This window comes from Streptomyces sp. NPDC091376, from assembly GCF_044757085.1.
Taxonomy (GTDB): domain Bacteria; phylum Actinomycetota; class Actinomycetes; order Streptomycetales; family Streptomycetaceae; genus Streptomyces; species Streptomyces pratisoli.
This window is the reverse complement of sequence record NZ_JBIVUF010000005.1, coordinates 16,515-30,003: the sequence shown is the minus strand read 5'-3', so window position 1 is coordinate 30,003 and position 13,489 is coordinate 16,515. Positions and strand designations below refer to the sequence as shown.

9 protein-coding genes are annotated in these 13,489 nt (G+C 71.6%); 3 read left to right on the top strand and 6 right to left on the bottom strand.

The features are described 5' to 3' along the window. Positions 1–9: 9 nt before the first annotated feature. Complete coding sequence (locus tag ACIQMR_RS12385) at positions 10–1,872, bottom strand: family 20 glycosylhydrolase (RefSeq protein WP_401385727.1); 1,863 nt, start codon at positions 1,870–1,872, stop codon at positions 10–12. 305 nt (positions 1,873–2,177) lie between these two features. Between ACIQMR_RS12385 and ACIQMR_RS12380 the strand changes: the two genes are divergently transcribed. Beyond that, on the top strand, positions 2,178–3,014 hold the full coding sequence (locus tag ACIQMR_RS12380; RefSeq protein ID WP_401385361.1) for a hypothetical protein: 837 nt from the start codon (positions 2,178–2,180) through the stop codon (positions 3,012–3,014). 122 nt (positions 3,015–3,136) lie between these two features. Here the strand turns inward: ACIQMR_RS12380 and ACIQMR_RS12375 are convergent, their stop codons facing one another. The 3 genes from ACIQMR_RS12375 to ACIQMR_RS12365 form a co-directional block, all read right to left on the bottom strand. Continuing rightward, positions 3,137–3,655, bottom strand: coding sequence for a SixA phosphatase family protein (locus tag ACIQMR_RS12375; protein WP_401385360.1), 519 nt, complete (start codon positions 3,653–3,655; stop codon positions 3,137–3,139). 91 nt (positions 3,656–3,746) lie between these two features. Next, a complete protein-coding gene (locus ACIQMR_RS12370) occupies positions 3,747–5,039 on the bottom strand; it encodes an anhydro-N-acetylmuramic acid kinase (protein WP_401385359.1) in 1,293 nt (430 codons plus the stop codon). Further along, positions 5,036–6,349 (bottom strand): MFS transporter, encoded by a 1,314-nt coding sequence (locus tag ACIQMR_RS12365; RefSeq protein WP_401385358.1) that lies wholly within the window; start codon positions 6,347–6,349, stop codon positions 5,036–5,038. Before ACIQMR_RS12365 ends, ACIQMR_RS12370 begins: the two co-directional genes overlap by 4 nt. A 347-nt stretch (positions 6,350–6,696) precedes the next feature. On the opposite strand from ACIQMR_RS12365, the gene ACIQMR_RS12360 reads away from it, so the two are divergent. Both ACIQMR_RS12360 and ACIQMR_RS12355 read left to right on the top strand, forming a co-directional pair. Beyond that, positions 6,697–9,726 carry a family 16 glycoside hydrolase gene (locus ACIQMR_RS12360; RefSeq protein WP_401385357.1) on the top strand — a complete coding sequence of 1,010 codons (3,030 nt, stop codon included), beginning with the start codon at positions 6,697–6,699 and terminating at the stop codon, positions 9,724–9,726. A gap of 50 nt (positions 9,727–9,776) precedes the next feature. After that, complete coding sequence (locus tag ACIQMR_RS12355) at positions 9,777–10,574, top strand: helix-turn-helix transcriptional regulator (protein ID WP_401385356.1); 798 nt, start codon at positions 9,777–9,779, stop codon at positions 10,572–10,574. 81 nt (positions 10,575–10,655) lie between these two features. Here ACIQMR_RS12355 and ACIQMR_RS12350 read toward each other — a convergent pair whose 3' ends face one another. After that, positions 10,656–11,927 carry an alpha-L-fucosidase gene (locus ACIQMR_RS12350; RefSeq protein ID WP_401385355.1) on the bottom strand — a complete coding sequence of 424 codons (1,272 nt, stop codon included), beginning with the start codon at positions 11,925–11,927 and terminating at the stop codon, positions 10,656–10,658. Positions 11,928–12,147: 220 nt separating this feature from the next. After that, entirely contained in the window at positions 12,148–13,311 is a 1,164-nt protein-coding gene (locus ACIQMR_RS12345; RefSeq protein ID WP_401385354.1) for an alkaline phosphatase PhoX, read from the bottom strand. Positions 13,312–13,489: the final 178 nt, after the last annotated feature.

Genomic DNA, 13,489 nt, shown 5'->3' with positions numbered 1-13,489 from the left:
CCTCCGTGATCAGTGCGGGGCGAGACGCCAGACGGCGGGCCGCTTCTGGTCGGGCGGGTACTGGAGCAGGCGGCCGTCCTCGGTGACGTGAACGGCCATCCGGGTGATGGCGTTGGTGAGCGTGTAGCCGCCCGGGACCGCGGTGAGCTGCCAGCGCTGCAGGGTGTTCGCGGGGTCGCAGGTCTCCTCGGTCACCGGGGTGCCGGGCTGCAGCGGGGTGTTCAGGGTGAGCCTGCCGCTGCGCGTCTCGGCGCACAGGCCGCCGGTCGTGGACCTGAGCGTGGCGTAGCCGTCGGCGGTGCGGCGGATCTCCCGCCCCGCGGGGTCGGTCCTGCCCTCGCTGTCGCTGAGGGTGTACGTGCCCTCGGCGACGGCCAGCCGGGTCAAGTCGCGGTGCCCCGGCGCATGGCCGACGGCCTGGGCGCGGGCGGTGAAGCCGGCGTAGGTCGCGTCGGGGCCGGGGACTCCCCAGGTCGTCTGGGCGATGTAGCGCAGCGGCAGGTACATGCCGGCGGCGACCTCGTTCTCGGTGTTGCCGCGGCCGTTGTCCGGCCAGAGGCTGATCTTCGCTCCGGTGATGCCGTCGCCGCTCGCGACCTTCTCGCCCTCGAAGCTGCGGGGGTCCCACCGCTGCTCGTACAGCGACCTGGTGTTCATGTGGAAGCCGCCACGGACGAGGTAGAGCGAGTACGAGGCGTTGAGCAGCGGATACCCCTGGGCGATGAGCTCGCTGGGCTTCGTGCGCACGTTGAGCCAGTGCTCCACCGTCGTACCGGCCCTGACGGGCACGGTGTGGTCACCGGTCAGTCCGTCGTTCCAGATGCGCAGGCGCTTGCCCTTGGTGGCGGCGTAGTCGTGGACGCGGTTGACGAAGTCGATGAAGGCGTCCTGCGGTGTGGCGTCCGGACCGTACTTCTGCCGTGCGTATTCGAGGATGTGCGGGTACTTGGCGAAGTCCGAGCCGAGCATGTACTCGTCGGCGCCCATGTGCCAGGAGCCGGCGGGGAAGACCTCGGCGTACTCGTCGATCAGCGAGGTGTAGTACGCGAACGCCTCGGGGGCGGTCACGTCGAGCCGCGACGGCTGGGGCTTGCCGTCGCTGTCGGTGAGCTGGAGGTCCGGGCGGTTCTCGATCCACGGGTCCATGTGCCCCGGGGAGTTGATCTCGGGGATCACCGTGACGTGGTACTTCTCGCCGAGCGCGACGAGCCTGCGGATCTCGTCCTTGGTGTAGTAGCCCCAGGTGTTGGCCTCGGGGTGCTTGTCGCTCTTCACCTTGAGTTCGAGGAGCAGCTGGTTGAGCTTGTTGTACGCCATGTCGCGTACGAGGTTCTCCAGCCAGTCGGGCGTGATGTGGATGTAGCAGGCGCACACTCCCACGCCGCGCTCCGCGTACCGCGGTACGTCCACGGTGCGTCCGGCGGGTATCCGGTCGCCGGAGGCGAGGAGTTGGAGCAGGGTGCGGGTGCCGTAGAAGGCGCCGGTGCCGGTGGCGCCGGTGATGGCGACCTCGCGGCCCGCCGTGAACTCGTACCCTTCGCGGCCGAGGCTCCGCTTCCGCGCGGGTTCGACGTCGATGACGATGTCACCGGGTCGTGCGCCGCCGTTCACGACCGGCACGGTGCCGTGGCCGGCGGCGCGGAGGTCGCCGCTGAGCGTGGTCGCGACGCGACGGGCTTCCCCGTCGCGCGGGTCGACGACCAGCCGGGCGCCCCGGCCGAAGGCGTACGTGCCTTCCTTGGGGGTCCAGTCGGTGAGTGCCGGAACGGTGAGGGGCGCGGCGGCCGTGGAGGCGGCGGCAGGCGGGGCGGCGGGGCGCGCGACGTCCGTCTCGGCCGACGCCCGGGCGGCCGGCACCGGCCCGGTCAGCATCAGCAGAGCCGCCGCGACGGCGCCCAGAAGCCGGGAGGAGGATCGTCTACGCGGCACTGCAACTCCCGTCGGAGTGGGATTACATGGCACAGTCATCGGACCTCTATCCTGCGATCTCTGCCTGCCGATCCAATCCAGCGCTGGTGTCCCAGGTCAATGTTTCTCGCCGAAGGGGCGCAGAACGTCCAAGTCCGCTTGGACATTTGAGCAGGGAGAGATCCGATCCCTGGGGGCGAAGACGGCGACACAGCCTCTTACCCACATCATGGAACATTCCGGGCACCGGGATCAGTACGCTGGTCCGCGTGGGTCACGTCGAAGAGATCGCCGAAGGCGCGGGACCGTTCACGACACGACGGACGTGGCGCCTGGCCGAGGGCGGCATCGCGGTCTGGGAGTCGCGGGCCGTCCGCAAACGCGGCGCGCTCACCGTCCGGACCACCAAGGACGCGTCGGCCGTCGCCCGGCCGGCGGACAGCCCCACGCTCGACCGGCTGCGCAGGCTCAACACCACGGCCGCCGCGGCCTTCACGATCGGCGGTTCGCTGTTCGCACTCGGCGCCGCCCTCGCCATCGGGTCGTACAGCCCGACGACGAGTGCCGCGGTCTACTTCGCCGGAGGTCTGTTCTTCAACACCGGCGGCTACGCCTCACTGCTCCAGACGGTCAACGCGCCCCGTCCGGGCAGCACATCGAGCACGCTGCGGTCGGGTCACTGGCGATGGTGGAGCTACGAGCCGATCCGGATCGACTGGCTCAGCACCTTCGTGCTCTTCGCCGGCACGCTCGTGTTCGGTGTCAACCTGCTGGACTCGTTCCTCCACGGGCTCACCACGCAGCAGACGAACCGGCTCATCTGGGCCCCCGACATGATCGGCTGTCTGCTGTTCCTCATCTCCGGGCATCTCGCCCTGGTCGAGGTGTCCCACGGCCGTCCGCGCATCCGCGTGCACGACCTCGGCTGGTGGATCGTGGCCGTCAACCAGCTCGGATCCGCGCTGTTCATGGTCTCGGCCCTGGCCGACTTCACCCTGCCCGCCACCGGCAGCCTGGTGAACGCGGGCATCGCCAACTGGGGAACACTGCTGGGCGCGCTGTGCTTCGCGCTCGGCGGGGTGCTGCAGGCGTTCGAGCGACCGTGACCGCGGATGCGGGGCGGGCCGGCAGACCCTTGCACGGTCACGGGCGCGTTCGGCGCCCGCCCTCTTCACGTGCCACCGGTGCTGGAGTCGAGCGGTACGGCAACGGCGCTTCCGCGGTGTCGTCACGTCCCCGCGCCGCGCGGCACCGCGACGTCGGTGAGCAGGGAGCCTCCCGCAGCGGCCTCCGGCCACGACCGTTGCTGGGTGAGGACGGCGATGGCGGAGGTCGGGAACTTCTCCCGGGTCCGGTCGAGGGCGTCGCCCAGGGCCTCCGCGGTCAGCTGGAGCACCAGGTCCTGGACGGCGGGGTTGTGGCCGACCAGCAGCAAGGTGGCCACGGTGTCGGGCGTTTCGCGTACGACGGCGAGGAGTTCGCCGGCGTCGGCGCCGTAGAGGCGGGGGTCGTGGCGGACCGGAGGGCTGGTCGGGAGCTGCTCGGCCACGAGGTCCCAGGTCTGGCGGGTCCGGACGGCGGGAGAGCACAGGACGAGGTCCGGGACGCAGTCGGCGTCCCGGAGCCAGCGTCCGGCCGCGGGCGCGTCGCGCAGTCCGCGCTCGGCCAGCGGCCGGTCGCGGTCGTCCACGTCGGGCGGCCAGGCCGACTTCGCATGCCTGAGGACGACCAGTCGGCGAAGTCTCATAGGGGCATCAACCCGTCGGTGAGCGGCGGCAGTGTCTGAGTCGAAAGCTTCGCATCCTCCCGGCGGCCGGGACCAGTGCAACGCACGGCCGTTAGGGCCGCCCCCTCGGATCGGGTCGCCCGGCCGGATCCGCAGGGCGGGCGCCGAGGCTGCCCGGCCGCCGGGACGCGCTCCCGTGGTCCGTCGCGGCCGCCGGGTTCGCTACGGCCGGGCCCGGCGCGACGACGAGTGCGCGAGGGGCGCGTGCCGGCACCGGGGGAAGCCGGAGCGGTTGGCGCCCCGGGGTGATCGAGCCGAGCACGCGCGCTCCCCGCGCCCCGGTGCAGGAGGGCTCGTTGCCCGGGAGACCGTGGAGGGTGAGGCAGCCCAGGACGGCGAACGCGTACGCCTCCTTCGCGGCCGCGGGCAGACCGAGCGCGTCGGACGTCCGCAGCGGGACGCCGGCCAGTTCGTCGCGCAGCATCTCCATCAGTACGGGGTTCCTGGTGCCGCCGCCCGAGGCGATCAGCTCGGTCGCGCCGAGCGGCCGGGCCGCGTCGGCGACGGTCCGTGCCGTCAACCGGGTGAGCGTGGCGACGACGTCCCGGTCGGCGAGCCCGCCGAATCCCGCGAGCGCCGACCGGAGGTAGTCGCGGTGGAAGAGTTCCTTGCCCGTCGTTCTGGGCGCGGGCATGCGGTAGTACGGCTCCTCCAGCAGCCTCAGCAGCAGCGGCTCGTGGACGCGGCCGCCGGCCGCGAGCGCGCCGCCGGCGTCGTAGGCGAGCCGGCCCGCCGTCAGTTCGTGGACCGCGGCGTCGATGAGCGCGTTGCCGGGCCCGGTGTCGAACGCGACGGCATCGCCGTCCCCGGCGGGCAGCACGGTGAGGTTGGCGATGCCCCCGATGTTCAGCGCGGCGGGCACACCCGGCCGGCCGCGCAGCCACATCAGGTCGACCAGGCTCACCAGCGGTGCGCCCTGGCCGTTCGCCGCGATGTCCCGGGGCCTGAAGTCGGAGACGACGGGGCGGCCGCATGCCTCGGCGATCCACGCGGGCTGCCCGAGCTGCAGCGTGCCGTGCACCCGGCCGTTCTCGGTCCAGTGGAAGACGGTCTGGCCGTGCGAGGCGATCAGCTCGGCCCGGCCCCGGCAGAGTTCCCGGTCGGCGCGTACGGCGACGTCCGCGAAGGCCCGCCCGATGAGCGTGTCCAGCCGGCACACCTCCGCCAGGGTGGTTCTCGCGGGCGGCAGCGCCCCGGCGAGCGCGGACCGCAGTTCGTCGGAGTACGGCTCGCTGACCATGCCGAGCGGGGTGAGGACCAGGGTGCCGTCCTCGAGGACCAGATCGGCGGCCGCGGCGTCGATCGCGTCGTACGACGTACCCGACATCAGCCCGACGACCCTCATCGCAGCGGCCTGCGGTGGTCGTCGCCGCGCAGTGTCAGCAGGGCGAACACGCTGACGGCGCAGGCTCCCGCCGCGTAGTAGGCCGGGATGTCGGCGTTGCCGGTGCGCTTGATGAGCTCGGTGATAACGAGTCCGGCGCAGCCGGAGAACACCGCGTTGGCGAGGGCGTAGGCCACGCCCAGGCCGGTGCAGCGGACCTTCGTCGGGAACATCTCGGCGAGCATGGCGGGCCCCGGCCCCGCGATCAGTCCGACGACGGCCCCGGCGACCAGTACCGCGCCGCCCTTGGCGGCGGTGGAGGCGCCGGTGTCCTGGAGCAGGTTCAGCAGCGGCAGCGCGAGCAGCACGACGAGTACGGCCCCGGTGAGCATGACGGCGCGCCGGCCGATCCGGTCGCTGAGGAGTCCGGCGGGGATGATCGAGGCGGCGAAGCCCAGGTTCGCGAGAACGGTGGCGATCAGTGCCTCCCGGAACGTCGCGCCCAGCGTCGACTGCAGATACGACGGCAGGACGACGAGGAACGTGTACCCGGCGGCCGCCCAGCCCATGATGCGCCCGGCGCCCAGCACGATGGCGCCGGCGAGTTCCTTCCGGCGTGGCGGCGGAGCGGGTGCGGCCTCCGCCTCGGCCCGGCGGAAGCTGGGTGTTTCCTCCAGCCGGAGCCGCAGCCACAGCGCGACCAGGCCGAGCGGCAGCGTCAGCAGGAACGGGACTCGCCAGCCCCAGTCGTTGAGCGCGGCGTCGGAGAGCAGCGTCGCGAGCAGTGCCGCCGCCCCGGCGCCGCCGAGCAGCCCGAGGGCGACGGTGAAGGACTGCCAGGAGCCGTAGAGCCCGCGCCGGCCCGGCGGTGCGAACTCCGTCATGAGCGACACGGCGCCGGCGAACTCACCGCCCGCGGACAGCCCTTGGAGCACGCGCAGCAGGGTCAGCAACCAGGGCGCCGCCGCGCCTGCGGTGGCGTAGGTGGGCAGCAGACCGATGAGGGTGGTGGCGAGCGTCATCAGCCCGATGACCAGGATGAGGGTGGGCCGTCTGCCGAGGCGGTCGCCGATCCGGCCGAAGAGCACGGCTCCGATCGGGCGGAAGAAGAACGCCAGCGCGAACGACGCGTACGTCTTGACGAGCGCCTCGACGTCGCTGCCGCCCTCGGGGGTGAAGAAGTTGGCGGCGATGACGGTGGCGAAGTAGCCGTAGACGCCGAACTCGTACCACTCGACGAAGTTGCCGACCGATCCGGCGAACAGCGCGCGGCGGGAACGGGCGGGGGACGGGAGCGGCGGCGACGCGGAATGCAGAGCGGAGTCGGTCATTCCCCCCAGATGCCCGGGACCCCGGAACCGGAACCGTCCGAATCGGTTCGGGATGCGCGGGGCGCCCTCCCTGCCGCAGGGCGTCGACTTGCCTGTATCAGGAGGGTAGTTGGCGCTCCAGCCCGTTTCCTTCCGTCCGACCGCACTGAACTTTGTACTTGGTGATGACGAAGTATGGACACCGCCGGAAAAAGTCTCCTAGGGTGTGCGTCGCAATCGTCGGAGCGTCGGTTTCTGCACGCGCTCGTCCGGCGGCCTCCGGATCGGTCCGTACCGATCGCCCCGCGCTGTGGTCCACGTCCACCACCGTCACGTGCTCCCCCGCGCCGGGAGCACCAGGAGGATGCATGAATCCACGCCCGTATCGCCGGCTTCGCGGCTTCCACCGATTTCGTACGCTTCGCGGACGCGTGAGCGGCATCGTCATCGCCTCGCTGCTCGCCGGCTGCGTGTTGTCCTCGCCGGCCGCCGCTCAAGCGCCCCGCGCGTCCTTCGACGACCTGCCTCCGCAGGAGCCCGGGGTCACTCTGCGCGTCTTCGATGTGCGGGCCCCGTTGAGCGAGATCTGCGATCTCAAGCCGGGACAGACGCCGAACGTCGACAGGCTGATGCCCACGATCGACTGGAGTTCGGACGCCGACTTCGGTGTCGGCGACCACTTCGTGTCGCAGGTGAGCGGCAACATCACCGTCCCCCGGGACGGCGCCTACGCCTTCCGGCTGACCAGCGACGACGGCTCACGGCTGCTGATCGACGGCAAGCGGGTCATCGATCACGACGGCCTGCACGGAGCGGAGCCCAAGGACGGCACCGTCGAGCTGACGGCAGGTCATCACTCGCTGCGCATCGATCACTTCGACCGTACCGGCGGCCAGCAGATCACCCTGGCCTGGAAGCCGCCGGGCGCCGCCGACTTCGCCGTCGTGCCGAACTCCGTGCTGAGCACCGACGCCGGAGTCGTACGGGTGACGGCCCCCGGCCGCAAGGAGTGCGAGGGCGGCACCGACTCCCCCGGTGACGGTCTTCCCCTGACCGCGGTGCATCCGAACTACACCCTGACCGAGCTGCGTCCGAGCGGTTTCGAGCCGCAGATCACCGCGATGGACTGGCTCGCCGACGGGCGACTGGCCGTGACGACCTGGGGCGGTACGGACAACACGGCGGGCGAGGTCCATCTCCTGAGCAATGTCACGGGGACCACCGGCCCGGACAAGGTGACCGCCAACAAGGTGGCGAGTGGGCTCAAGGAGCCGATGGGCGTCAAGGTCGTCGACGGGGCGATCTACGTCTCCCAGAAGCACGAGCTGACGGAGCTGAGGGACACCGACGGGGACGATGTCACCGACACCCGCAGGACGGTCGCCACCTGGCCGTTCGGCGGCAACTTCCATGAGTTCGCCTTCGGCCTGCTCTACCGGGACGGGTACTTCTACCTGAATCTGTCGGTGGCGATCGACTACGGCGGCGCGACGACGGATCCGCAGCCCGCTCCGAACCGCGGCACCACGATCAAGGTGAACCGGCAGACCGGCAAGGTGTCGTACGTCGCGGGCGGTCTGCGTACGCCCAACGGCATCGGCTGGGGTCCCGACGGCGACATCTTCGTGACCGACAACCAGGGTGGCTGGCTGCCCTCCTCCAAGCTGGTGCACATCAAGCAGGGCCGGTTCTTCAACCACCACACCGATCCGGACGGGCCCTTCGACTCCGAGCCGGTGACCCAGCCGGTGCTCTGGCTGCCGCAGAACGAGATAGCCAACTCGCCCAGCACACCGCTCCGGCTGACCAAGGGCCCCTTCGCCGGGCAGATGGTGTTCGGCGACGTGACCTACGGCGGACTGCAGCGCGCCTACCTGGAGAAGGTCAAGGGCGAGTACCAGGGTGCGGTCTTCCGGCACACCCAGGGCCTCGAAGCGGGCGTCAACCGGATCAGCCTGGGTCCGGACGGCGCGATCTACGCGGGCGGCCTCGGCGCCGGCGGCAACTGGGGCCAGGAGGGCAAGCTCACCTACGGCCTGCAGAAGCTGACCCCCAACGGCGCCAACACCTTCGACATCCTGGCCATGCGCGCGAAGCCGAACGGCTTCGAGCTGGAGTACACCCAGCCGCTCTCCGAGGAGACGGCGAAGGAACTGGCCACGCACTACCGGGTCGAGCAGTGGCGCTATGTCCCGACCCCCTCCTACGGCGGCCCCAAGGTGGACGAGGAGACGCTCGCCGTGCGGGCGGCCACCCTGTCCGCCGACCGCAAGAAGGTCACGCTCGACATCGTCGGCCTGAAGCCCGGGCGGGTGGTGCACGTGCGCTCGCCCCGTCCCTTCAGCTCCGTCGGCGGTGAGACGCTGTGGAGCACCGAGGCCTGGTACACGCTGAACTCCATGCTCGGCAAGCAGCCTCCGACGACGCTCCACGAGGCGGAGGAGGCGACGCTCAGCGGCGGCGCGGGCACCGACACGGACCACCCCGGGTACTCGGGCAGCGGCTTCGTCGACGCCTACGGGACCGAGGGGGCGGCCACCACCTTCAAGGTCGTCGCCGGGAGGAAGGGGACGTACGACATCGGCCTGCGCTACGCCAACGGACCGCATCCGTTCACCGGCACCAAGACCCTCAGCGTGTACGTCAACGGCCGCAGGACCGGGCAGACGAGTCTGCTGAGCACCGGCGACTGGCACGCCTGGTCGACCAGGACCGAGCAACTGCCGCTGCGTGCCGGGCCGAACACCATCACCTACAGATACGACGCCGGCGACACCGGACACGTCAACCTCGATCTCATCACCGTCCATCCGCACGGCAGCCGTGTCGTCCTGTTCGACGGAGCGGACCGGGCGAGCTGGCAGCAGAGCGACGGCCGCCCCGCACAGTGGCCGCTGACCGCGGGCGGGATGGAGGTCTGCTGCGGTGACCTCCGCACCAAGGCGGCCTTCGGCGACTTCAGACTGCACGTCGAGTTCTGGCTGCCGGAGCTTCCGCCGGACGTGACGGGCCAGGACCGCGCCAACAGCGGGGTGTACCTGCAGGAGCGCTACGAGATCCAGGTGCTGGACTCCTACGGCGACGTCACCCCCGCCGACGACGAAGCGGCCGCGATCTACAAACAGAAGGCCGCGGACGTCAACGCCGCCAGAGCGCCGGGGACCTGGCAGACCTACGACATCGACTTCCGCGCGGCCCGCTTCGACGGCGACGGGGCCAAGGCCGAGGACGCCCGCGTCACGGTGGTGTGGAACGGCACGAAGGTCCACGACGACGTCGCCGTCACCGGACCGACCGGCGCGGGCGCGCCCGAGGGGCCCACGGCCGGGGCGATCCGGCTTCAGGACCACGGCAACAAGGTGCGGTACCGCAACATCTGGATCGAGCCCCTGGCGTAGGGCTCACATCGGCACGGCCCGCCCCGGCCCCGGACTGGTAGATTCTCCACGTGACGGAGAGTCATTGGACGGTGCCGGGGCGGGCCGTGGCGGTACGGCTGGACGAGCCGCCGAGGGTGGTGGCGCTCGGGGTCGGGGTGCACGGGACCGCGAGCGATGTCGATGTGTTCCGGCTCCCCGGCCTGTGGCAGCTGCATCTGTACCGGTACACCGCCGAACTCACCGTCGACGGCGCCGTCCACACGATCCGGCCGGGCCACGTCGGTCTCGTTCCGCCCGGGGCCGTGGTGCGCTACCGCTACCGCGGCAGATCCGAGCATCTGTATGTGCATCTGGACCTGCCCGGCACCGGTGAGGTGCGGGAGGTTCCCGTGCTGCAGGACGCGGGGGCGCTGACCCCGGTGCTGTCGGAACTGCTGCAGGGCGCCATCGCCATCGCTCCGCGCCGTCCTCGCCGTGCGGACGCCGAGGTGTGGGGCGCGCTGTGGCGGGTCGCGGAACTGGCCGAGCCCGCCGTGGGCGCTCCCCGGCCGCACGCGTCCGCCGCGGCGGCCATCGCGTACATCGAGTCGAATCTCGCCGGGCGGCTCACGGTGACCGACGTGGCCCGGGCGGCCAGGGTGTCGCACAACCACCTCATCCGGCTGTTCCGTGCCGAGACCGGCGGCACGGTCGTGGGCTACATCCGCCGCCGCAGGATGGAACGGGCCCGGCATCTGCTGTGTGAGTCGACGCTGTCCATTCCCGCGATCGCGGCGGCCGTCGGCGTGGCGGACCTGCAGGCGTTCAACAAGGCGTGCCGGCGCGAACTCGGCGCGTCCCCGCGCGCGATCCGCGCCGGCGGCTGATCCGGACCCCGGCACCCGGCTCCCGGCTCCCGGCCCCCGGACCGGACAGCCGGCTTCCCGGCACCCAGGCCGGTGCCGTCCTCAGTCGCGGCCGGTGCCCCGGTAGAGGTCGAGCTCGCCGTCGAGTTCGACGGCCAGCACGGTGGCCTGTTCGTCGACGTCACCGGCTTGCGGAGCGTCGATCCACAGCACACCGGGTACGTCACCGAGCCCGCCGGTGACACGGTGCGCCAGTTCCGTGCCGGTGCCCACCACCCGTACCCGTCCCACCCGGTTGCGCAGTCCGCGCAGGGAGACCGACTCGCGCGGGGTGTCGAAGCAGACCAGATACAGCGTGCGGCGGTCGGCGGACAGGGTGCTCGGACCGTAGTGGTGGCCGGCCGGCAGCCCGGCGACCGTGCCGTACACGGCCTCCTCGTGCCGGGCGATCCAGGCCCCGAGCCCTTCGAGCCGCTCGACCTGCTCGGCCGGGATCGTGCCGTCCTCGCGCGGGCCGACGTCGAGGAGCAGATTGCCGCCCGCGCCGATCGTCTCGGTGAAGTAGCGCACCAGCTGCCGCACCGACTTGTGGTTGTGGTCCTGGTGCTGGAAGCCCCAGGAGTCGTTGACGGTCAGGCACAGCTCCCACGGCCCGTCCGGCGGCAGCAGCGGCACGCCCTGCTCGGGAGTGGCGTAGTCGCCGTGGCTGAGCATGCGCGCGTTGAGCACGGTCTGCGGGTTGCCCGCGAGGATCTGCCGTGCGAGCTCCCCCATCCGCCACTGCTCCTCGCTGCGCTCCCACTCCCCGTCGAACCACAGCAGGTCCGGGCGGAAACGGTCGACGAGTTCGGCGACCTGCCCCTTGCGGTAGGCGAGGAAGCGGGACCAGGCCCCGGGGTCCTCGACGCCGTCCGCCGGAACCACGAAACGGTTGGTCCGCACGTCCTCGTTGGGCGGCTCGGGGTGGACCACGCTCGCGTAGTCCGGGTGGTTCCAGTCCGAGTGCGAGTAGTACAGGCCGACCTTGAGGCCCCGCTCCCGCAGGGCCGCGGCGTACGGGCCGAGGAGGTCGCGGCCGGCCGGCGTGCGCCGTACGACGTCCAGCTCGCCGTGCGCGGTGTCCCACAGGGCGACGCCGTCGTGGTGACGTGCGGTCAGCACGGCGTACCGTGCCCCGGCGCGGGCGAACAGGTCCGCCCACGCGCCGGGGTCGTAGCGCGACGCGGTGAAGCCGTCGAGCTGCTTCATGTACCGGTCGTGCGGGACGTCGCCCCGGAAGAAGGACCAGGACTCGGGTACCCCGTCGACCGCGTAGATGCCGTAGTGGAGGAAGATTCCGAGCTTGGCGTCGGAGAACCATGGCTGCATGGGCATGGACGTCACGCTATGCGGGGCGCTCCGGGGCCGCGTGGGCCGCGGTCACCGCATACTGGTCCGTTCTCACCATGCCTGCCTCGCATCGTGCCTCCGCCGCTCCGGGGGCGGGGGCGTGGGGGCGCCCGGCACGCCGAACCGGAGACGATGCTGGGCGAGGACGGCCCGGTCGCCGGGGCCACGGTGGTGCGAGGTCCACCAACGTGGCCCCTGCTCCGGGTCAGCCGCGGAACGGCCCGGTGACCTCGTAGGTGATGCCGCCGCCCAGGGTGTTGCCGCTGGTGCCGCGCTGGCTGGAGAAGTACAGCCGGCCCCCGTCGGGCGAGAACGCGGGGCCGGTGATCTCCGAGCCGGACTGGCCGTTGATCCGCAGGAACGGGGACACCGTGCCGGCGGCCGTGATGATGCACATCTCCATGTTGCCGCCGTCCTCGGCCACGAACATGTCGCCGGCGGAGGCGACGGTGACGTTGTCCACGCCGGTGAGCGGGGCGGCGCCGTCCGGGACCAGTGAGTCGTCGTAGACGAGGGCGATGGTCGATGCCGCGGCGTCGTAGGCCCACACGCGGTTGTCGCCCTTGGTGGTGAAGTAGCAGATGCCGTCGGCGTAGTGGCAGCCTTCGCCACCGTTGAACCGCTTGGCACCGGCCACCTGGCTGCGTGTGGTGGGCGAGCCGTCCGGGTCGGGAACGACGGCCCAGCTCACCGGCCCCGAGGTGGCGGCCGTGTCACCGACGAGCACTTCGAGGGTGCCGCCGGACAGGTCGCCCCAGGCGTTGGGGCGGAAGCGGTAGAAGCAGCCGTCGGTCTCGTCCTCGGTGAGGTAGACGACCTGGCGCTGCGGGTCGCAGGCGGCCGCCTCGTGCTTGAAGCGGCCCATCGCGGATCGCCGGACGGCGCCCTTGGCCCCCCACGGGTCCGTCTCGTGGACGTAGCCCCGGCCGACCTCCTCGCAGGACAGCCACGTCTGCCACGGGGTGGCGCCGCCCGCGCAGTTGGAGTTGGTGCCGCTGAGGATGCGGTAGGCGCCGGTGACCGTACCGGAGGAGTTGAACCTCACCGCGCTCGCCCCGCCGATCAGGGGCAGTTCCGAGTTGGACACGTAGATCCAGCCCGTGCCGTCGGCGTAACAGGCCCCGCCGTCGGGGGCGGAGTGCCAGCTGTACGAGGTGCCGGGGACGCTCTGCCCGGAGCGGGCGATCACCCGGCTGGTGAACCCGCCGGGCAGTTCGATGCCGTTGGCGTCCGCGGCGCCGAGCGGTCCGTAGGGCCCGGTGCCCGGCTGGGCCGGATCGGCGTGGGCAGCGCCCCGCCACAGCGAGCCGCCGAAGGCCGCTGCCGAGGTCCCGATGACTGCTCCACGCAGGAAGTTACGACGTTCCACGGTTTCTCCACCGAGTCGTGTCCTGTGCCGGCGGGCCGGACGGCCGCCGGGATCGCGCCGTCGGGAGGCTAGGCAGGGCGGATTGCCGGGCCGGCAACGTCCTGTGAACGCCGGTCTGCGGACGAGAGGCCTGGAGGCAGCCGTTCCGGGCACCGCGCGTCCGGCTCCGTCCGGGAGC